This is a genomic window from Chthoniobacter flavus Ellin428 (assembly GCF_000173075.1).
In the GTDB taxonomy this organism is placed as follows: domain Bacteria; phylum Verrucomicrobiota; class Verrucomicrobiia; order Chthoniobacterales; family Chthoniobacteraceae; genus Chthoniobacter; species Chthoniobacter flavus.
Genome location: NZ_ABVL01000005.1, coordinates 128,743 through 149,157 on the forward strand (window position 1 = coordinate 128,743; position 20,415 = coordinate 149,157).

Here is a 20,415-nt window from a genome sequence, read left to right on the forward strand (position 1 = left end):
AGCGGTAAATCCGACTGAAATGCGTCCCCCAGATTCCAGCATCCGAGCGATGATTGTGGCCGCTTGCGGAAGTCTTTTCCTGGCCGCCACGTGTCTCTCCGCCGAACCGGCGCGCTACAAGGATAGCCTCACGGGTCGAGAGATTCCGGACGCTTGGTTCCTGCAAAACGGACTGCCTTTGGATGACCCGAAAGTTCCGCTGCAGGATCCCGATCAGGACGGCTTTACGAATGAAGACGAGTGGCGCGAGCACACGGATCCGAAGAACAAGGAATCGCATCCGGCCTATCACACGAAACTCTTCCTCGAGCGAGTCGAGGAGGTCGCTTTCCGGTTTGTATTCATGGCCTACGGCGGCGATCCGGCGAAAGACAGGCCTGAAAGGATGAGGTTCCAGATCGACAAACTCGATCTTCGACAACCTTCCGACTTCCTCGCTTTGGGCGACATGATTCCCAACACGAAATACAAGCTGGATAAGTTCGTGCAAAAATTTGCCCCCCAACCCCGCTTGGCAAAGACGACATTTCCGAATTGACCGTAGTGGACACCGTGACCGGACAAAAGGTGCTTCTGATTCTCAATAAGATTGCCAACGACCCGGATGTCTACGCCAGATTTGCTTACGAGTGGTTGCCGCTTGGGAGTTCCTCGGGCGTGCAGAGGTTCAGAGTAAAAGTATCTCAGGAATTCGTCCTCAAACCGCTGATCGATGACCGGCATCACTACAAGCTCTTGGACGTCGATGACAAGGAAGCGCGCATCGGATTACCGACTGGCGAAATGTACACCGTCAAGCCCGACCCACGTCGCTCGGCGGAGAAATGACGCGGGGCTGAATGATGGAACGTCTTGAGCGGATGGTGGCGCAGGGGTTCCAGAAAATTACCCCACTGGCCGTCGGCTAATCTATTTTCTCCGCGGTAAACTTTTCACCTCGGTTATTCTTCACCGTGAGTTTCTTGCCATCTTCACTGAGTGTTAGCTTATCGACCGTCGCGCCGCCCTTCCAACTGATCTCATACTTTCGTTCCGCGGTGTCGGCGGGGACGCCTTTCCAGACACCGGTGGCTCGCGGAGATTGAATGGTGCCGTCCGGACGGATTTCATTAATGTCCGTATGATTCCTCCAGCGCCAATGGCCGACGATCGGATCTTTTTCCTTTTCGCTGCCGGCTTTGACCGGATCGGATCCGAAAGCGAACAATGAGGCGAGGCACAGGGTGAGCGCAACGATGGTGGTTTTCATTGGAGATCGGTCAACGGGAGGGCGGCCTGACTCTGCATTCCCAAACGGCATGAAGGTGGGAGCCAGAATCTGTCAAAGAGCATAATAGCCTCTGCCAAAAGGCTCCAGTCGCATCTTGTGTTCACTGAAACAGGCGGCAATTCTGCCGACTTTGCGTGTGAGACTTCTCAGGACTCGAATAAAATCGGGCCGGTTAAAAACGTGGTGGCTTTCCAGCGCGAAGGGTGACCGCGGCCAATGAAAATGGAATTTGCCAACGGATTGGGGATGGAGAACCCTCGCGGCCCGATGAGCACCCTGCCCTCACTCCAACTCGACATGTGGTTACGCGCCGTAACCTTCACCGCCCTGTTGGCAGCGCCGGCCGTCATGCATGCAGACATCGGCTATCAGTTCGTGACCGTCGGCAACCCGGGCAACGCGAATGACACCGTGACCGCAAGTGATGGCTCCGGTCTCTCCTTCGGAGGGGTAAGCTATACCTACGCGATCGGCAAGTATGACGTGACTCTGGATCAATACGCGGCGTTTCTGAACGCGGTGGCGCAGACAGACCCCTACTCGCTCTATAACCCGAATATGGCGACCGACCTGAACAGCGCGGGCATCAGCCAGACGGGGAGCAGTGGGAGCTATTCGTATTCGGTGATTGGGAGCGGGTCGCGACCGGTGGCGTGGGTGAGTTGGTTTGATGCGGCGCGAATGGCCAACTGGATGCAAAACGGGCAGCCCACGGGACAGGGAGAAGTGGCGGGTTCCACGGAGCAGGGAGCCTACACACTCAACGGAGCGACTTCTGGAATCATCAATAAGAATGCGAACGCGGTGAATTGGATCCCGACGGAGAGCGAGTGGTACAAAGCGGCGTATTACGATCCCAACAAAGGCGGCCCGGGCGTGGGTGGGTATTGGACGTATGCGACCAGGAGCGATACAGCGCCAGGAAACGTGGTAGGCGATGGCACCAATCGGGCGAACTACAACACCGGCGTCTATTCCGTTACCCAGAGCGATACGTATAGCAGTTTGCCAAACTACCTGACCGACGTGGGAGCATTCGGTGCCAATTCGTCGAGTGCCTATGGCACCTACGATCAAAATGGAGACGTCTATCAATGGGTCGATGGCGTGCAGACCGACGGTGTTACGCGGGAGTTGCGGGGCGGCGCGTGGCCCAGTGATTCGGCAAAAATGCAGTCCTCCTTCCGCGCCTTCCAGCCTGTTCCGGTGCCCGCCGCGAGCGACTTTGGGTTTCGTTTGGCGACTGTCCCTGAGCCGAGCGCGACCGTCAGTTTAGTTTTTGCCGGTGGGCTATTGCTCGCTCGGCGGAAGAGACCCCCTACTCTCTAGCGCCTATTGCCAATGAGGGACCGAAGTTCCGTCGCAACCCTCTTGCTGACAGCTCCTACCAAAAAAATCGGGCCGACTGGATTCGAACCAGCGACCTCTTGAACCCCATTCAAGCGCACTACCAAGCTGTGCTACGGCCCGAGATTTTTTGGAGGGCGGAAAAGTAACCGGACGCCGGGAAAAGGGAAGCGGTTTTTCTGCGATTTCGCGAGAATGGATTTAGCCGGCCTGGCTGGGGATTGGCGCAGGGGCCGGATTTTGGCGGGGTGTCCAGTCGGTGGCGGAGGCGCCGGAGGCGACCTGGGCGAGGATTTCGTCCACTAGGGAACGATGCGAGAAAGCCCACAAACGGGATCGGTATTGGCCGGGTCGCCGGTCAGGAGCGTCGCCTGGCAGCGGCAGCCGCCGAAGTCCCGGGTGCGTTCGGGGCAACCACGGCAGGGTTCGCGCATCCAATCCTCGCCGCGGAATTGCTGGAAACTCTCCGATTCAGACCAGATCCACGCCAGGGAACGTGCCCGGACGTTTTCGAAACGCAGGCCGGGAATGGACGACGCGGTCGGGCAGGGCAGGGTGTCGCCGACGGCATTGACGGTGAGATAGCGCCGGCCCCAGCCATTCATGCAGGGCTTCGGCCGGTCTTCGTAGTAGTCGGGCAGGACGTAGAAGATATCCATCTGCTCGCGGCACCGGGCTTTTTCTTCCTCCGCAATTTGCCGGGCGGTGTGCACTTGCTCGCGCGTGGGTAGAAGCTGTGCGCGGTTGAGGAAGGCCCAGCCGTAATACTGGACATTGGCCAGTTCGAGGCGGATGGCGCCGAGCGAGGCGGCGAAGGCGACGATCTCGCGCAGGCGATCGATGTTGCGCCGATGGAGGACGACATTCGTGCTCAAGGGGAGGCCGGCTTCCCGCGCTATCCGGGCGGCGGCGATCTTTTTCTCATGCGCTCGCGCGCCGGCGATCGCATCCGCGAGCACCGCTTCTTCGGCTTGGAAACTGATCTGCACGGAATCGAGTCCGGCCTCGCGCAACTCATGCGCGCGTTTCGCGTCCAGACCGAGACTGCTGGTGATGAGATTCGTATAAAGGCCGGCCTGGCGCGCGTGGGCGATCAGCTGCGCGAGATCAGGACGCAGCAAAGGTTCGCCGCCGGAAAAGCCCGCCTGCAGCACGCCGAGTGCGGCGGCTTCGTCGATCACCCGCTGCCACTCGCTGGTCGTCAATTCGTTGCCGCCGGGATACATCGCCGGATTCGAGCAATACGGGCAATGCAGCGGACAACGATACGTGACCTCCGCGAGCAGAGCGTAGGGACGGAAATTCACGAGACGACGATGAGCTTCTTTTCGTGAAGCTCAGCCAGGCAGGTGATGACGTCCTCGCGCAACTCGTCGAGCGGCGCCTCGTATTCTTCCGCGAGGGCGACGGTGATTTCCTCCACGGTCTGCTTCCCATCGCAACGGGCGATGATCGCGTGGGCGCTGAAATTCAATTCCTGAATGCCTTCGGGCGAAAGCAGCACGGGCTGACCGGCCACGCGGTCGGTCTGGATGCGGGCGCCCGGCGCGAGGGCGGGTCTGGATTGAGGCGAGATGGAGCTCATGAGGCGTGGCCGTATTTCAGGTGAATGGCATCGAGGATCGACCAGAGCACGTCGCACTTGAAGCTGAGTGCGCGCACCGCGGCTTGCTGCAGCTCCGGCGTATCGCAGTGCGTGAGCGTGAGGCGCAGTGCTTCGTTCGAATCGCGCCGGGCCTGGGTGAGGCGGGCTTTGAAATAGTCGAAGCCCCACGGCTGCACCCAGGTGTAATACCGCTCGAAAGCGGCGAGACGGGTGGCCATCAAATCCGGTGCAAAAAGCTCGGTGAGCGACGAAGCGACCGCGACGGGCCACGGCTGCATCCGCGCGAAATTGACGTAGGCATCCACGGCGAATTGCACCGCGGGCACGATGTGCCGTCCATCGAGCAATTCCTCCCGGGTCAGCCCGCACGCTTCCCCGAGGCGCAGCCACGCTTCGATGCCGCCCGCGCTGTCCTCGGTGCCGTCGTGATCGGTAATGCGATGAATCCACAGCCGGCGCACTTCGCGCACCGGACAATTCGCCATGATCGCTGCATCCTTCTGCGGAATGGCGCGCTGATAGGAAAAGCGATTCGCCACCCAGCCGCGGATGGCCTCCGGTGCGAGCCGTCCTTCATTCATGGCGACGTGAAAGGGATGCTTGTCGTGATAGGCGCGTCCGCCGATTTCGCGCAGGCGGGCGGTAAAGGTTTCGTCGTTCCAGCGATCGCTCATTGGACGGGCTGGGCGGGTTGGGAGGTTCTAAGATTCACGTCGCGTGGGGATTTGACAGGGAGCACAGCTCCCCTAACATCATTAACCACCAACTGACCCGCGTCCCGATGAAAAACACTGCCAAAAAGCGCTGGACCAAGCCGAGCATCAAGACCGTGCCGATCTTTTTCGAATGCACGTGTTACGCCGCCGCGGTTTAAGCCGGCGCGCAGATTCAACAGGACGTGGCGATCCGTGTACGACTGCTGGGGACGGCGGCCGGTGGCGGGTTGCCCCAATGGAATTGCGCCTGCGATAATTGTCTCGCGGCGCGGGCGGGGAAGATTCCCACGCGCACGCAGTCGAGCGTGGCGTTGAGTGCGGATGGGCGGAACTGGTTTCTGGTCAATGCCTCGCCGGATTTGCGGGTGCAGATGGAGGCGACACCCGCGTTGCATCCACGGGAAACCTCCGCGCGGAATAGCCCCATCGCCGGGGTGCTCCTCACGAATGCAGATCTCGATCACGTGCTGGGGTTGATTCTGCTGCGAGAAGGGGAACCGCTTTCGGTGCTCGCGACCGATGCGGTGCGTGAGACGCTCACCGGGCCGCTGGGTTTCGAGACCCTACTTGGCGGGTTTTGCGGCATCCGTTGGGAAAAAGTAACCGAGGATTTTTCGACTTTGCGGCTGCGCGACGGTTCGTCCTCCGGTCTTGCGGTGCGCACGATCTTTCTTCCCGGCGGCCCGCCGCGTTTTGACAAAACCTCCACCGCGCAGAGTGGGCATAGCGTGGCCTACCAGATTCGTGACGAACGTGGCGCGCGTCTGCTCCTGGCGCCGGATGTCGCGGAGATCACGCCGGAACTGCAGGGGGCGCTGGAGGAATCAGAAGCGGTCATTTTCGATGGCACGTTTTGGGTGGCCGACGAATTGCGTCGCATTAACCCGGAAGCGCGTACCGCCCAACAGATGGGCCATCTGCCCATCCGCGACGGCAGCCTGGATGTGCTTCGCAAGTCGCCGGCCCGCTGGAAAGTTTTTACCCACCTCAACAACACGAATCCCATCCTCGCGATGGATTCTCCGGAGCGCACCGCGGTCCTTTCCGCAGGTGTGCTGATCGGAGAGGATGGGCTGGAGTTCGAACTGTGAGGACGGGTTTCTTATTTTCAAATCTCCGTCTTACATTTTTTGCGCATTTCCCATTTTCAACTGCCCTGCGACCCGTAAAGTGCGCGGCATGAATCTCGAACCCGTCGCGGTTGTCGGTGCCAGTGGATACTCCGGTGAAGAACTCGTGCGGTTGCTCTCGCGGCATCCGGGCGTCGACCTGGTCGCGCTCACTTCGCGCCAGCTCGCTGGGCAGACTGTGGAGACCGTTTTCCCGAAATTCGCCGGCCTGCGCTATTCACAACTGGCCTTCATCGAGAGCAGCGTGGACAAGATCGTGGCCACCGGGGCGCGCACCGTTTTCCTGGCGTTGCCGCATGGCGTGGCGGCGGAATATGCCAAGCCGCTCGTGGACGCGAAGTTGCGGGTCATCGATCTCAGTGCCGATTTCCGGATCAAGGATGCCGCGGTGTACCAGGAATTTTACGGCGAGGCCGCGCACGCGCCGGAACTTGCGGCGATCAGCGTTTACGGGTTGCCGGAGATTTACCGGGAGCAAATCCGCAACGCGCAACTGGTCGCCTCGCCGGGCTGTTATCCGACGAGCGCGATCGTGCCGCTGTATCCGTTGCTCAAGCGGCGGATGCTCAAGCCGGAAAGCATCATCATCAACAGCCTCAGCGGCGTGAGCGGCGCCGGGCGCACGGCCAAGGTGGATTACCTCTATGTGGAGTGCAACGAAAGCGTGCGCGCCTACAGCGTGCCGAAGCACCGCCACCTCGCGGAGATCGAGCAGGAGCTGAGCAATGCTTATGGCGAGGATGTGACCGTCAGCTTCGTGCCGCATTTGATTCCGGTGAATCGCGGCATTGCCACGACGATTCATGCCACGCCGGCCGATGGCATCGGTCTGGCCGAGATCAGCCAGGCGTACAAGGAAGCCTATGCCAATGAGCCGTTCGTTCGTTTGCTGGGCGAGAAAGGCACGCCTGATACCAAGAACGTGACCTTCACGAATTTCATCGACGTCGCCTGGCGCCACGACCCACGCACCGGTCGCATGGTGCTCTTGAGCGCCGAGGATAATCTCGTGAAAGGCGCCGCTGGCCAGGCCGTGCAATCGCTCAATGTGATGTGCGGTTGGCCCGAGACGACGGCGTTGCTGTAACGCCCCTCCCTGATTTCACCCAGCTTGCCGAAAGGGCTGGCTTACGCCGGCAGGATCGGATCGCCCACCAGGTCATAGACCTGGGTGCCTGTGATCTCGACGTCGATGAATTCTCCCACCGGCGCCGGGCTGGAGAGCAGGATGCGGCCATCGATGTCGGGAGCATCCGCCGCCGCGCGGGCCACCAAGGGTTGATCGACCACCGCGCGCACCCGCTGACCAACCTGCGTCTCGGAAATTTCGCGGGCGATTTTCTGCTGCAGCTTCATGGCCCGCTTGTACCGCGCGGCCTTTACCTTCTGCGGCACTTGATCGTCCATCTTCGCCGCGCGCGAGCCTTCCTCTTGCGAATAGGTGAAGACACCGAGCCGCTCGAAACGCGTGCGCTCGATGAAATCGAGCAGGTAATTGAATTCCTCGTCCGTCTCACCGGGGAAGCCGACGATGAACGTGGTGCGAATCGCGATCCCGGGGATCCCCGCGCGGATGCGGGCGATGAGATTTTCGATGTGCTCGCTGCTCGTCTCGCGCCGCATGAGTTCGAGCATGCGCGGGTGGATGTGCTGCAGCGGCATGTCGATATAACGGCAAACCTTCTTGCACTCCGCGATGCAGGCGATGAGTTCATCGCTCCAGTGTGCCGGGTGCGTGTAGAGCAGGCGGATCCAGAAATCGCCCTCTATCTTGTCGAGTTCGCGCAACAGCTTGATGAGCGTCGGTCCACGGGAACTGTCGACCTGCTGGCGCGGGCCGGCTTTTTCCTCCCACAGATCCATGCCGAAATAGGTCGTGTCCTGGCTGATGAGGTTGATCTCCTTCACGCCTTCGGCGACCAGCGAGCGGACTTCGGCGACGACGGACTCGATGGTCCGCGAGCGATGCTTGCCGCGCATCTGCGGGATGACGCAGAAGGAGCAGGGATGATTGCAACCCTCGGCGATCTTGGTGAAAGCGGTGTGCGCCGGCGTGAGGCGGAAGCGCGGCGTGTCATAGTCCGGAATGTAAACCGGTTTGCGCGTGACGAGGTTGAGCGGTTCCCACTGCTCGTCGAGGAGCACGTCGGGCGCCTTGGCCTTCGCCGCGGGGACCGGCGCTGCCGGACGGGAGAAAACCTGCTCGATGATCCCGGCGGCATCGGCCACCTGGTCGAGGCCGATGAAGGCGTCGACCTCGGGCATCTCGTGGGTGAGTTCCTTGGCAAAGCGTTGTGCCATGCAACCACTGACGATGAGCCGCTGCCCGGCGCGCTTCTTCAATCCGCGCGATTCGTGCGCCTCGAGGATGGCCTCGATCGATTCCTCCTTCGCCGAATCAATGAAAGCGCAGGTATTGACGATGAGCACGTCCGCTTCATCGGCATTGCTGGTGATCTGCATGCCCTTGCTGAGCACGCCACCGAGCATGATTTCGGCGTCGACCAGGTTTTTGGCGCAACCGAGGGAGATCATGCCGACTTTCTTCGGCGTGGCAGTTTTGGTGGACATAGCGGGCGGAAGAGGTCGCCGAGAAACGGCGCGGAGTCAAATTAGTTAATAGTTGAGGGTTGAGAGTTGAGAGCCACGCACTCGGCTGCGGGTATCTCTGGCCAAAGGGAACGCAATCCCTTGTGGCTGGGTCGAGAACCGTGGAACTACCAGCCGTGGCTCTCAACTCTCAACTATCAACCCTCAACTTTCCCCGCCGCGGACCTACTGCACCGGGATATTGGGCGCCTGATACGCGTACGGGAGTCCGTTCTTCGTGATCTGCACGGAATTCGGGTCCGGGGTATCGATGAAGAAGCGGGCGCCTTTGAGCTTGAGGGGGTTGGCGCTGGGGTAGACGTAGTCGGAGAAGATGGGCGGGCCCTTGGGATCGTCCTTGCGGACGGTGACCCAGGTTCTCTTGGTCGTGGCGACGAGTACTTCGTTGACGCCACTGGCCGGCGCTGGGCGGGCGGCGGGATCGGTGGAGGACACCGCGGTCGGGGTGACGAAATCCTGATCGGAGGTCCTTGGCAGCACTGGGCCTGCGCCACGGGCGCCGGCGCGGAAACCTGGCCCGGAGTGGCGGTGGCCAACTGGAGGCCGCGATTGGCCACCGGGACCGGCGTGGCGATGACCGCCGGAGCGTTGCTGGGAGGCGTGGCGCGAATGGCCGCCAGCGGGATGGCGGCGGGACGGATTACCGGCACGGCTGTCGGGACGGCGTTGGTAAAGCGCAAGACCGGTTGCGATGGTTGCTGCGGTCGCGCCGCAGGAGTGGCTTGCACGACCGGGGCGGAAACCGGAACCCGAGGCGGAGTGGCAACTGGGACACGCCACGGGTGCGGGAACCGGAGCGGGAGTGGCGGCCACGGGCTGCGGCGTCGCCGGTGCGGAGACGATCGCTTCAGTCGGGTGCGAGCCTTTGGCGGCTTCATCGCCCGTGATCTGGCGGTATTTGGTGACGATCCAGAATGCGCCCACGCCGAGCAGGATGATGATCACGAAAAAGAAGAGCGGCGCGAGCGACGGCGGCTTGCGCTCGTCGCGTTCCACGCGGGTGACTTCGCGGCGCGGCGTCGGCGCATTGCTCAGGTATTGATAATCGCTGACGCTGATCGGGTTCGCATTGTCGAGCGTGCGCGAAAAATCGCTGACGTCGACGTTCAGGAAACGCGCGTAAATCTGGAGAAACCCCTTGGCGTAAATGTTGTTTGCGAAGCAGCGAATAATCGTCCGCTTCGAGCGCATTGATTTTGTCCGGCCGCAGCTTGGTAGCGTGCGCCGCTTCATCGATCGTCAGTCCGCGTTTCAGACGGGCCTGATTGAGTTTTTTGCCAACAGATTCGACCATATCACCCGCGATTTAATCACCGCGGGGAGGAATGTTTAGCACGATTGTGAGGCATTTCCAGATGAAGCGAACTTTTTACACGTCGATAGGGGAAATCCCCCGCCAGTCCCGTTTGCGACGAAGTCGCGAGATCAGAGGCGGATGAAGGTAAAAACGCGGAGATGCAGAGACGCAGAGGGGAGGAGATCAGGAGGTGGAGGCAGTGTGAAAGCGGCATCCTGCCGCTTTACGTGGGACGATCGGCGGCAGGATGTTGCTGTCGGACTTTGGCAATTGAAGGCGTCTATAGATGAGTATTCGCCTTCGAATAGGTTTTTTCTCGCAAATATATGATGCCAGAGGGCCTTCATTTTCTAAGTCCGACAGCAACAGGATGCCGCCGCCACTTTCAGAGTGGGCGCGTCCCTCCGATGTTTTCGCTCTCTCAATCGAATGCGTCGAGGTCGACGAGGATCTCGCGCGGCTTGGCTCCTTCACCGGCGCCGACGTAGCCGCGTTGCTCGAGGATATCGAGAATGCGGGCGGCACGGGTGTAACCGAGGCGCAGGCGGCGCTGGAAGAGCGAGGTGGAGGCTTTCTTTTCCTGGCGCATGACTTCGATGCACTTATCGACGAGCTCTTCGTCTTCGTCGCTGACTTCCTCGTCCTCGTCGCCGCTGCCGGAATTTTGGAGGCGCTCGTGGATGGAATTTTCAAATGCCGGTTCGCTCTGTCCGGAAGCGTGCTCCACGACCTGGCGGATTTCTTCGTCCGTGACGAGCACGCCCTGCGCGCGGATGAGCCGCGAGGTGCCCGGCGGACGGTACATCATGTCGCCCTGGCCAAGCAGACGCTCAGCGCCGTTTTCGTCGAGAATGACGCGCGAATCCAGTGCCGAGGCTACCTGGAAGGCCACGCGGCAGGGGACGTTCGCCTTGATCACGCCAGTGATGACGTCCGCGCGCGGGGTCTGCGTGGCGATGATCATGTGAATGCCCGCGGCGCGCGCCTTTTGCGTGATGCGTGCGATGGCGCTTTCCACGTCGGCTGGCGCCGTCTGCATGAGGTCCGCGAGCTCGTCCACGATGATGACGATGTAGGGCATGCGATCCGGAATGATCAGCTCGTTGTCACGCTGCACCTTGATCGTGGTCATCTTCTCGATGCGCTCTTCGCTGCTCAGCGACTCCGGATCGACCGGCTCCGTGGGTGCGGCGTCGAGCGGCAGCTCGGGTGCGACGGCCTTGGCGGCGGCCGCGGCGTCGAGCTCGGCCTGCGACTTCGGCATCGGGCGCGAATTGAAACTGCCGATATTGCGCACGCCGGTCTTGGCGAAAATGGCGTAGCGCTTTTCCATTTCATCGATCGCCCAGCGCAGGGCGAGCAACACCTTCTTCGGATCCGTCACGACTGGCACCACGAGGTGCGGCAGGGTGTTGTAGATCTGCATTTCGACCACCTTCGGGTCGATCATGATGAAGCGCAGATCCTCCGGGCTGAAGCGGTAGAGGATTGAGGCGATGATCGAATTGATGCAGACGCTCTTTCCCGAACCGGTGGTGCCGGCCACGAGGCCGTGTGGCATGGCGGCGAGGTCGCCGATGATCGTCTTGCCGTAAACGTCTTTGCCGAGGGCGATCGGGATCTTGGCCTTGGCGTTTTGGAAATCCTCGCTCTCCAGCAACTCGCGGAGCGTGACCTTTTGCTTCTTGGAATTGGCGATCTCGATGCCGACGGTGTCCTTGCCGGGAATCGGCGCGAGGATGTTGATGCGCTCGGCGCGGGTGGCGCGGGCGATGTCGCGCTCCAGGCTCACGATCTTGTCCACGCGCACGCCCTTGGCCGGATACACTTCGTAGCGGGTGATGGTCGGGCCGCGGGTAATGTCGCCGCGCGAAACGGAGATGCCGAACTGACCCAGCGTGTCGATGACCGTGTCCTGGATGGCGAGCAACTCGGTGGGGTCGGCGGTCTGGCGATCCCCCATGTCGACCGGGTCGAGCAGGTCGAACGAGGGCAGCTCGTAATTCTCGCACGAGACGGACGTGAGCGGCTGGAACTTGTCCTTCTTCTCCTTGCGCCGCGGTGGGGGCGGCAGGGTGCTGTCGATGATCTGCGGTTCGGGACGTGTCGGCTCGGGTTCGGAAAAAAGCTCGGCGACGGCGGGCGCGATGGGTTCGCCCGGCTCGGTTTCGATCGGAGCGACGCCCTTCTTGGTGAGGGTCTTCTCCAGCTTCTTGCGCTGGCGGTCGAGGCGTTCGGCTTCGAGAGCGAGACGTTCCTTTTCGTCCGCCTCGGCCATCTTCCGGGCGCGGCGTTTTTCGAGATAAACGGAAGGCCAGTTGGCGATCTGCCGGGCGGCGGCGATCGGGTGCAGGCCGGTGAGGAAGATGAGACTGGAGGCGTAAATGACGAGAAGGACAATCGTCGATCCTACGGTGCCGAGCATGTTCTTGAGCAACATGCCGCCGAGCCATTTGCCGACCCAGCCGCCGGGACCGGCGATATTCAACCGCTCCATGTCGAGCAGCGACCACGGCAGGAGATGCGCCAGGCAGGCGCCGGAAAGGATGAAGCCCACGCTCCACCAAGCGCGCGAGGTGAGGCGCAATTCGGGATTCAGCAGCTTCGCCCCGCCGTAGCCGAGGAGCAGCGCGGCGAGCAGATACGAGGCTGCGCCGAGGAAAGCGTAGCTGCTGCAGGCGACGATGGCGCCGGTGCGGCCGACGAAATTCAGCACCGCGCCGCGAGCGGCGGCCTGGCTGCTCAGCGGGAACCAGCTCGGGACGTCCGAAGGCGAATAGGAAATCAGCGCGAGGTAGAGAAGGGTGCCGATGCCAAGGAACACGAGGCTGAGGACTTCGTGTAGAGGATGGGAAGAAGGGGCTTCCTGGGTGCGGGCCATTAGCGGGCCATAGTAGCCCGATTGGCAGGGGATTCAATACCGCAGAGGGGGAATTCGGAATTCGGAATTCGGAGTGCGGAATGGAGAATTCCGCATTCCCCATTCCGCACGCCGCATTCTCGTGGGCGATTTTTCTGGCGTCACGTCCGATTCCTCTTTGAATCTCGATATCAACCCCGATGGATCAGCCTCTTGTTTTTGAACCGCTTTTTATGGAACGCGTGTGGGGAGGTCGGCGTCTGGAGACGATGCTCGGCAAACGCCTCCCGCCCAGTGTGCGCATTGGAGAATCGTGGGAGATCGTCGATCGCGAGGAAGCGCAGAGCGTAGTTCACGATGGCCCGTTCCGCGGCTGGACGTTGCATGAATTGTGGGTCGAGCGCCGGGCGCAGATTTTTGGGACGGGCCTGCCGGAGACGCGCCGCTTTCCGCTGCTCGTCAAGATCCTCGATGCGCAGGAACGGCTTTCCGTACAGGTGCATCCGCCGGCCGAAGTGGCGCCGCGATTGAGAGGCGAGCCGAAGACGGAGATGTGGTATTTACTCGACGCTTCGCTCGACAGCGACCTCTACGCCGGGCTGAAGCGTGGGGTGGATCGCGCAGCTTTCGAGCGCGCGTTGCACGAAGGGCATGTCGCCGAACAGCTGCATAGTTTTCCGATCAAGGCGGGGGACGCCATGTTCATCCCCAGCGGCCGGGTGCACGCCATCGGCGCCGGAAATCTCATCGTCGAGGTGCAGCAGAATAGCGACACGACCTATCGAGTCTTCGATTGGAACCGCCTCGGACTGGATGGCAAACCGCGCGAATTGCACATCGCGGAATCGATGGCCTCCATTAATTTCGACGACACTGAGCCGGAGATCGTGAAACCGAATGGCGACGTGCTCGTGGAGTGCGGGGAATTTTGTGTGGAGCGCTGGACGCTGGATAAACCGCGCGAGAGCGCGGGACACAACTTCGCTATCTTCTCGGTGATCGATGGGAAGGTGGAGTGTGGCGGACGCACTTTCGAACGCGGGGCGTTTTTCCTCCTGACGGCGTCTTCGACCGATCGCGAGATGCGCCCACTCACGCCGGACGCAATGGTGCTGCGGGCGACGATCCCGACGGCAAATTAAAGTTCGCTCACGTCCTCAATCCACCCAGCCGGCGGTTGGTCGGCCAGCGGGGGAGCACGCGGACACTGTCGATCTTCCACGCATCCTCCTCGCGCACGAGCGTGTAGACACACGGCACGATGTCCCCCTCGGGCATCACGAAATAGGCGGAGAGAAAAGCATTGCGGCCGTGAAATTTCGTCTGGCCAAACTCGACCCGCGTGGCGCGGAGCAGGGATGGGTAATCCGTCCGCGCGAGATCGGCGAAGGCCTCCAGATTGAATTTCTCCTGGAAGCCCATCGAGACCTGGTGATAGGCCCCGGAATAATCATCCGCGCGGAAAGCGGCGAGCTGTTGCGAGACGACGTGGTAAAGCTCCGTGGGTGGAGTCGTCTGCCACCGGCGCTCGATCGCGCCTTGGAAAAAAGCGGCGGCGCCACAGACGCCGAAGATGGCGCCGAGCAGGCAGAGCTTGAACGCGCGGTTCATGGCGTCTGGCCGGAAGCGGCCTCAGCGGCGAGACGTTGCAGGTAGGGAAAAGTGTAGAGGCCGGTGCCGTGCCCATCCGCCCAGGAAGGCTGCAGGGCATATCCGCCCACGACCGAGAAGCCCTTCAAAACAAAACTCTGCGGCGTGTACGTGACCTCCGGGCGAATGATCCGCCCGAGCACATCCGGCTCACCGCCACACGCCGCACACGGACACGCACGGCGCAACGCCTCCAACGGCAGGTACGATTCCGTGCCGTCGCTCCAGGCGATGGCGAGTTCGGAGCCGATGGGCTGGATATTGGTCGGGGTCAGCTGGGGCATGGATTCAATCGTCGAATGTTGCCGATTCCGCGGAGGGTTTCCAAGCTTTCCCGCTGCGGGTGCCAAAAATCGCCGTCCCCACACGGACCAGCGTGGCGCCTTCTTCCACCGCTACGGCATAATCTCCACTCATACCCATGGAGAGTCGCGGGAGCGGGAGGCGGAATTCCGTCTGCAACTGGTCGCGCAACTCGCGCAGGGCGACGAAGTATTTGCGCGACGACTCGGCCTCCGGCGCGAAGGGGGCAATAGTCATCAGGCCTTCGATCTGCAGCCGCCCCAGTGAAAGAAGTTCCTCGAGCTGTTCGCGCAGTTTCGCTGGGGAGAAGCCGAACTTGCTCGATTCCCCGGCGACATTGACCTCCAGCAGCACGCGCGGGAAAACGCCTGTCTCACTGGTGAGACGGTCGACTTCGCGGGCGGTTTCCAGCGAATCCACCCCGTGGAGCAGTTCAAAGCCCAAGGCCAGCGCCTGGCGGATTTTATTCCGCTGCAGGTGACCGATGAAATGCCAGCGCGCCCGCCCGGAGACCAGGGGGATCTTGGCTTTCGCCTCCTGCACCCGGCTTTCGCCGAAGACGTACTGCCCGGCGGCCAGTGCTTCCACGACCGAATCGGGAGGGTGCGTTTTGGTTACTGCAACTAATTCGACGTCGGCTGGATTGCGTCCGGCGCGGGCGGCGGCCTCTGAAATAACCGCCCGGACGGCGGCAAGATTGTCGGCGATGGTGTTCATTAAGTGAAATCAGGGTGGTTGACAGGCGAATAAGGGCAGCTTATTTCAATATCCAGGCGCTGTTATGTATATCGACACGTTTAAAGTCTTTTGCGATTTGGCCGAGACCGGAAGCTTTTCGAAAGCTGCGGTCCTCAATGCGATCACACAAAGTGCTGTCAGCCAGCAAATTCGTGCGCTGGAAAACAAGTTTCAAGTGACCCTCGTGGAGCGCGGCCGCCGTAATTTCGCGCTCACCGCGGAGGGCAATGCGTTCCTCGAAGCGAGCCGCGAAATCCTCGAGGTCTACAACAACCTCGACCATCGCCTGCACGAACTGCGCGACGTCATCGCCGGGGAATTGCGCATCGCCGCCATCTACAGCATCGGCCTGCACGAGCTGCCCTCGCATCTGAAAGCCTTTCGCGAAAAATTTCCCGACGTGGAATTGCACGTCGAGTATCGGCGTTCGCAGCAGGTTTATACCCAGGTGCTGGGAGGCGACGTGGACATCGGCCTCGTCGCTTTTCCCACGAAGCGCAACGGCCTGCAGATCGAGATTTTCAGCGAGGACAAGCTCGTCCTCATCTGTCACCCGAACCATCCGCTGGCCGGCCGCAAGAAGATCAAGATCGAGGAATTGAACGGCGAGAAATTCATCGCCTTCGAGCCCGACCTGCCGACGCGCAAGGTCATCGACCGGCATTTCCGCGATCACCAGATCGAGATCGAGCACGCCATGGAGTTCGACAACATCGAGACCGTGAAGCGGGCGGTGGAAATCGAGAGCGGCGTCTCCATCGTGCCGCGCAATACCGTGCGGCAGGAAGTGGAGAGCGGCGTGCTGTCCGCGCTGGATATCGAAGGGCCGAAGATGTCGCGTCCGCTGGGCATTCTCACCAAGCGCAATCGGGCGCGTTCCCCCGCACACAAGGAATTCGTCGCCGCGTTGAAGCGGGATTTTGCCGCGCTATCGGAGAATGGCTCGAACGGCGAGGCGTAGGCGCGCGGCGGCGCCGCGGGAATGACGAACGTCTGGAGTGACGCGCGGCTCCCAGCGTTCGACATTCGTCATTCGACATTCGTCATTCTTTCTCCTTCTCTCCCCGCATGACAGAACCAGCCATTGGCATCATCGGCGGCAGCGGCCTTTACCAGATCGACGGCGTGACCAACGTCACGGAGCACACCATCGAGACCCCTTTCGGCGCGCCTTCGGATGTGATCGTGGGCGGCCAACTCGGCGGCCGGCAGGTCTATTTTCTTCCACGCCATGGGCGCGGACATCGCATTTTGCCGCATGAGCTGAATCACCGCGCGAATCTCTACGCCCTGCGTTCGCTCAATGTCCGCTGGCTGCTTTGCGTCACCGCGGTAGGCTCCTTGCAGGAGCAATACGCCCCGCGGCACATCGTGCTGCCGTCGCAATTTTTCGACCGCACCAGCCAGGGACCGGCGCACACCTTTTTCGGCAATGGCATCGCCGCGCACGTCAGCTTTGCCGATCCCACTTCCGCTCCGTTGCGCCAGTTGATCGTCAATGCCGCGCGCGAGCTCGGCTTGCCGGTGCACAATGGGGGCACCTATGTGAACATGGATGGCCCGGCGTTTTCCACCCGCGCGGAATCCGAGACCCATCGCAAGCTGGGCTTCGATGTCATCGGCATGACCAACCTCGGCGAAATCCGTCTCGCCCGTGAAGCCGAGATCGCCGTGGCCACGATGGCGATGATCACGGATTACGACTGCTGGAAGGTCGAGGAGGAACCCGTCACCGCCGACGCCGTCATCGCGCACCTCCACGCCAATGCCGACGCCGCCAAGAAGATCCTGGCCCGCGTCGTTCCGCAAATCCCGACCGAACCGAATTTTCCCGAGCACCGCGCTCTCGATGCGGCGTTGATTACCGACCGCAAATACTGGCCACCGGAAACGTTGCGCAAGCTCGGCGTGATCATGGAACGTTTCGTTTCCTGAGCGCGGCCGGTCGTGGAGTGGTTGTCGGCTTTGGTGGTCCAGGCAGACGCCGAAATGGGGTGAAACGAATCGAGCGGAAAATTTCGACGACAAGGTTCAAAGAAACCCGCTACAGCCCTGTTGAACGTTTCACTACTCCGTGCATCTAATCTACCTTCCCAGATTCACCGTCCTACGTTAAACATTTCGTCCCATGCAACGTCTCTCGCTCGCCGCTTTTGCCCTTTTGGCGACTTTCATTTTAGCTGTGTCCGCGGTGGCTGCTACCAAAAGCCATTCAGCCAAGGCGACGCCCACACCGGCGCCCGCGCCGGCCGCGGCTACACCCGCACCTGATTCCTCGGCCTCGGCCACTCCGGTGCCGAGCGGAACTCCGCCCACCGGCACGCCGAAGATCACCTATTCGCAGTGCCACGTCGATGGCCCGTACATTGCCATGACCTTCGACGACGGCCCGCACATCCAGAATACGCCGCGCCTCCTCGACATGCTCAAGGAGCGCAAGATTCACGCGACGTTCTTCATGGTCGGCGAGTGTGTCGTCCAGTACCCCGAGATCGTGAAGCGCATCGTCGCGGAAGGGCACGAGGTCGGCAACCATTCGTGGTCGCATCCCGACCTCGCGAAGATGAGCGAAGGCGCGGTGCACGACCAGATCCAGAAGACGCACGACGCCATCGTCAATGCCTGTGGCGTGGCGCCGAAGCTGTTGCGTCCGCCGTACGGCGCCTTCACCGCCCGCCAGCGTGCGTGGGCGAATGGCACCTGGGGCTACAAGATCATCCTGTGGGACGTCGACCCGGAGGACTGGAAGATCCGCAATGCCGAACACGTGAAGACGGAGATCCTCAAGCACACCGTTCCGGGCTCGATCATCCTCTCGCACGACATTCACAAGACGACGATCGATGCCATGCCCGAGACGCTCGATACGCTGCTCAAGAAGGGCTACAAATTCGTCACCGTTTCCGAATTGCTCGCGATGGATCATCCCGCGACGCCGAAACCGAAAGCCACGCCCAAACCGCCCGCGACGCCGGCCGCGGCGGACGCATCCACGACGCCACCTGCGACCACGACCCCGGCTCCGGCCACTCCGGTACCGGCGGCGAAACCCTAGGGAGGGCTGGCTCCCCCGGAAATGATCGGCGACGCGTATTTCCAACTCCGCGCGCAGGTCGGGACCGGGCTGTTTTCGCTGCTGCGGCTGGCGGCTGAAGCGAGCGCGCAGGTCAGCACCCAAAGCGCCCTGCGCTCTTCGCAGTGGGCGCTGCGGGAAGGATTTACCTTCGTGGCCATGGGGCCGGAAGGTGGCGGAAAGTCCGGCCTGCTGAATGCCCTTTTCGAACGCGAATTTACCGGCGCAGCGGAGCCCCTGACCGCGGGCCGGATCGCGGTGCTGCGCTACGGCGAGACGCCGCGCGAGCAGACGCCGGCAGCGGATGTCATCGAATGCCATCGGCCGCACATTTTTCTGCGCGACTTCACTCTCATCGAGGCGCCGGGCACCGTGCCCTTCGAGGCGATCAGTCCGTATTTCTCCCGGGCTGATCTGATCTTCTTCGTCGTCAGCGCCACCGGCGGCGTGCCGGACACGTGGTCTTTCCTGGCGCGCCTCTCGCGGGACTTGCTCAAGCGGCTCGTTTTCATCGTCTGGCAGAGCGATCGGGTTTCGCCGGAGGAAGGCGCCAACGCCGTCAAACGCCTGCGCCAGGCGATGCTGAAAAATCTCGGCCAGGCGTGCCCCATTTTCATCGGTTCGAAAACCGACACTGCCGCGCGCGAAAAGCTGGTGCGCTGGATCGAGACCGAAATCATCTTCTCCGAGCCGCGGCGGGCTAAGCTGCAGAAAATCGATGAAGCTGCCCGGGTGGCGTTGCGCGAGATCGTGAATAAACCGCGCGCCGAACGGCAGGCCCTCGAACGTCAGCGGCTGCAAGTGCGCAGCCTGCGCGACGACCTCGTCGAGCGCGAGGAGCAGGCAGAGCGGCAGGTGGCCGGCTCGCTTTGGGCGCTGGCCCAGAACACCGAGAGCCTGCGCTGGCGCGCGGAGGTCGCATTGCGCGAGCGCGTTGGCCCACTGGCCTTGCTCTGGCGGCGTTCACTCGGGTTGCACGACTTCGCCTACGAGATCGAGGAACAGGCGCGCGCGCTGCTGGCCGTGCAATTGCGCGATCATCTCATCGCGCTCGAGGCCGATCTACGTGAAAGCGTGGGCGAGTGTTTGCGCGAAAGCAGCAAGTTGTTGGGAGAAAAAAAGGTGGAGAAGCCACCGGAGTTTCCGCGGGAAAGCATTCAGGATGCTTTGACGACGATGGAACCGCCGCTGGAAGTCGAGCGCGCGGTGCTGGGCGCGTATGCGAATGCGGCCTGCACATTGCGCTTGCCGCTGTTCGCCGCCCTGGCCGCCATCGGTGTGGCCCTGGGCACGGCGATCGCGGGGCAAACCGCGGATTTTCTCATCTTGCTCGCCGTCCAGTCGACGGTGTTCGTGTTCCTGCTCGCCTTTCTGTTGCGGCAAAATGTCATCGCCAGCCTGGGGTGGCACTTCACGGAAAATCGCGCGTCACTCGTGGCCGTCCTCGAGCCGCCCCTGCGCGGGGCGATCGCGGAATACTACGCCGGCATCGCCCCCGCGATCGAGGCGCGCGCCGAGCAACTCGCCGGTGAAGGCCAGCGCAACGAACCGCTCCTCGCCCGCCTCGCGCAAATCGAGGAAACCTTCGCCCGGTTGGAGAACGATCTGCGCAGCGGCCTGACCCGTTCGGAATCTCTCTGGACCGATGCAAACGCACCGGACGGCGGGTAGGATTCAAAACGCCGAGGCACAGAGACGCAGAGAGGTGGCCGTTGATCGGAGGCTCAATTTAACGCAGAGGACGCGGAGAAGAGCAACGGAGGGGCGCGTTTTTGTGCGTTTTTCGCGAAGGAAAAGCGAAATGTAAATACGCAG

The 20,415-nt window shown here is 61.7% G+C and carries 20 protein-coding genes, 1 tRNA gene and 1 pseudogene; 10 read left to right on the plus strand and 12 right to left on the minus strand.

Translation table 11 applies throughout. From position 1 onward, the window contains the following. Positions 1-19 precede the first annotated feature (19 nt). The gene (locus tag CFE428DRAFT_RS10315) at positions 20-538 is read left to right on the plus strand and encodes an Amuc_1099 family pilus-like system protein (protein WP_162145259.1); all 519 of its coding nucleotides are present in this window, start codon (positions 20-22) and stop codon (positions 536-538) included. Positions 539-543: 5 nt separating this feature from the next. Continuing rightward, positions 544-828 (plus strand): hypothetical protein, encoded by a 285-nt coding sequence (locus CFE428DRAFT_RS10320; protein WP_006979469.1) that lies wholly within the window; start codon positions 544-546, stop codon positions 826-828. Between the two features lie 76 nt (positions 829-904). On the opposite strand, the gene CFE428DRAFT_RS10325 is transcribed toward CFE428DRAFT_RS10320, so the two are convergent. Beyond that, positions 905-1,249 (minus strand): hypothetical protein, encoded by a 345-nt coding sequence (locus CFE428DRAFT_RS10325; protein WP_006979470.1) that lies wholly within the window; start codon positions 1,247-1,249, stop codon positions 905-907. A gap of 288 nt (positions 1,250-1,537) precedes the next feature. Here CFE428DRAFT_RS10325 and CFE428DRAFT_RS10330 point away from each other — a divergent pair, with 288 nt between their 5' ends. Continuing rightward, entirely contained in the window at positions 1,538-2,599 is a 1,062-nt protein-coding gene (locus CFE428DRAFT_RS10330) for an SUMF1/EgtB/PvdO family nonheme iron enzyme (protein ID WP_237705474.1), read from the plus strand. A 67-nt stretch (positions 2,600-2,666) separates the two neighbouring features. Here CFE428DRAFT_RS10330 and CFE428DRAFT_RS10335 read toward each other — a convergent pair. From CFE428DRAFT_RS10335 to pqqC, 4 genes are all read right to left on the minus strand, one after another. Then, positions 2,667-2,740 (minus strand) — tRNA-Pro (locus CFE428DRAFT_RS10335). A 179-nt stretch (positions 2,741-2,919) separates the two neighbouring features. Beyond that, positions 2,920-3,924, minus strand: a complete 1,005-nt coding sequence (gene pqqE / locus CFE428DRAFT_RS10340; RefSeq protein WP_006979472.1) for a pyrroloquinoline quinone biosynthesis protein PqqE — start codon at positions 3,922-3,924, stop codon at positions 2,920-2,922. After that, positions 3,921-4,202, minus strand: coding sequence for a pyrroloquinoline quinone biosynthesis peptide chaperone PqqD (gene pqqD / locus CFE428DRAFT_RS10345; protein WP_006979473.1), 282 nt, complete (start codon positions 4,200-4,202; stop codon positions 3,921-3,923). The genes pqqE and pqqD overlap by 4 nt, the downstream gene beginning before the upstream one ends. Next, positions 4,199-4,897, minus strand: a complete 699-nt coding sequence (pqqC, locus tag CFE428DRAFT_RS10350; RefSeq protein ID WP_006979474.1) for a pyrroloquinoline-quinone synthase PqqC — start codon at positions 4,895-4,897, stop codon at positions 4,199-4,201. The genes pqqD and pqqC overlap by 4 nt, the downstream gene beginning before the upstream one ends. Before the next feature lie 224 nt (positions 4,898-5,121). Between pqqC and pqqB the strand changes: the two genes are divergently transcribed. Further along, complete coding sequence (pqqB, locus tag CFE428DRAFT_RS10355; RefSeq protein WP_006979475.1) at positions 5,122-6,030, plus strand: pyrroloquinoline quinone biosynthesis protein PqqB; 909 nt, start codon at positions 5,122-5,124, stop codon at positions 6,028-6,030. Positions 6,031-6,118: 88 nt separating this feature from the next. After that, positions 6,119-7,156: an N-acetyl-gamma-glutamyl-phosphate reductase gene (argC, locus tag CFE428DRAFT_RS10360; protein WP_042724758.1), complete on the plus strand. Its 1,038-nt coding sequence runs from the start codon at positions 6,119-6,121 to the stop codon at positions 7,154-7,156. Between the two features lie 41 nt (positions 7,157-7,197). Here the strand turns inward: argC and rimO are convergent, their stop codons facing one another. The 4 genes and pseudogenes from rimO to CFE428DRAFT_RS10375 all read right to left on the minus strand — a co-directional run bounded on the left by rimO (position 7,198) and on the right by CFE428DRAFT_RS10375 (position 12,857). After that, positions 7,198-8,640, minus strand: a complete 1,443-nt coding sequence (gene rimO / locus CFE428DRAFT_RS10365) for a 30S ribosomal protein S12 methylthiotransferase RimO (RefSeq protein ID WP_006979477.1) — start codon at positions 8,638-8,640, stop codon at positions 7,198-7,200. Positions 8,641-8,844: 204 nt separating this feature from the next. After that, positions 8,845-9,870 carry a hypothetical protein gene (locus CFE428DRAFT_RS37190; protein ID WP_006979478.1) on the minus strand — a complete coding sequence of 342 codons (1,026 nt, stop codon included), beginning with the start codon at positions 9,868-9,870 and terminating at the stop codon, positions 8,845-8,847. Positions 9,871-9,886: 16 nt separating this feature from the next. Further along, positions 9,887-9,973 (minus strand): annotated as a pseudogene (locus CFE428DRAFT_RS41025) (RodZ family helix-turn-helix domain-containing protein); the annotation flags it as partial. A gap of 424 nt (positions 9,974-10,397) precedes the next feature. Continuing rightward, entirely contained in the window at positions 10,398-12,857 is a 2,460-nt protein-coding gene (locus CFE428DRAFT_RS10375; RefSeq protein WP_006979479.1) for a DNA translocase FtsK, read from the minus strand. Positions 12,858-13,036: 179 nt separating this feature from the next. Between CFE428DRAFT_RS10375 and CFE428DRAFT_RS10380 the strand changes: the two genes are divergently transcribed. Next, the gene (locus CFE428DRAFT_RS10380) at positions 13,037-13,978 is read left to right on the plus strand and encodes a type I phosphomannose isomerase catalytic subunit (protein WP_042724759.1); all 942 of its coding nucleotides are present in this window, start codon (positions 13,037-13,039) and stop codon (positions 13,976-13,978) included. A gap of 7 nt (positions 13,979-13,985) precedes the next feature. Here CFE428DRAFT_RS10380 and CFE428DRAFT_RS10385 read toward each other — a convergent pair whose 3' ends face one another. Genes CFE428DRAFT_RS10385 through CFE428DRAFT_RS10395 form a run of 3 tightly spaced genes read right to left on the minus strand, consistent with a single transcriptional unit; the run spans position 13,986 to position 15,506 of the window. Then, positions 13,986-14,447: a DUF4864 domain-containing protein gene (locus CFE428DRAFT_RS10385; protein WP_006979481.1), complete on the minus strand. Its 462-nt coding sequence runs from the start codon at positions 14,445-14,447 to the stop codon at positions 13,986-13,988. Further along, positions 14,444-14,770, minus strand: coding sequence for a DUF971 domain-containing protein (locus tag CFE428DRAFT_RS10390; protein WP_006979482.1), 327 nt, complete (start codon positions 14,768-14,770; stop codon positions 14,444-14,446). Before CFE428DRAFT_RS10390 ends, CFE428DRAFT_RS10385 begins: the two co-directional genes overlap by 4 nt. 4 nt (positions 14,771-14,774) lie before the next feature. Continuing rightward, a complete protein-coding gene (locus CFE428DRAFT_RS10395; protein ID WP_006979483.1) occupies positions 14,775-15,506 on the minus strand; it encodes a YggS family pyridoxal phosphate-dependent enzyme in 732 nt (243 codons plus the stop codon). A 64-nt stretch (positions 15,507-15,570) separates the two neighbouring features. On the opposite strand from CFE428DRAFT_RS10395, the gene CFE428DRAFT_RS10400 reads away from it, so the two are divergent. The 4 genes from CFE428DRAFT_RS10400 (at position 15,571) to CFE428DRAFT_RS10415 (ending at position 20,271) form a co-directional block, all read left to right on the plus strand. Further along, on the plus strand, positions 15,571-16,488 hold the full coding sequence (locus CFE428DRAFT_RS10400) for a LysR family transcriptional regulator (protein ID WP_006979484.1): 918 nt from the start codon (positions 15,571-15,573) through the stop codon (positions 16,486-16,488). 107 nt (positions 16,489-16,595) lie between these two features. Further along, positions 16,596-17,462 carry an S-methyl-5'-thioadenosine phosphorylase gene (gene mtnP, locus CFE428DRAFT_RS10405; protein WP_006979485.1) on the plus strand — a complete coding sequence of 289 codons (867 nt, stop codon included), beginning with the start codon at positions 16,596-16,598 and terminating at the stop codon, positions 17,460-17,462. A gap of 193 nt (positions 17,463-17,655) precedes the next feature. Beyond that, complete coding sequence (locus CFE428DRAFT_RS33375) at positions 17,656-18,582, plus strand: polysaccharide deacetylase family protein (RefSeq protein ID WP_006979486.1); 927 nt, start codon at positions 17,656-17,658, stop codon at positions 18,580-18,582. Positions 18,583-18,603: 21 nt separating this feature from the next. Continuing rightward, positions 18,604-20,271 (plus strand): P-loop NTPase family protein, encoded by a 1,668-nt coding sequence (locus CFE428DRAFT_RS10415; protein ID WP_006979487.1) that lies wholly within the window; start codon positions 18,604-18,606, stop codon positions 20,269-20,271. Positions 20,272-20,415 lie beyond the last annotated feature (144 nt).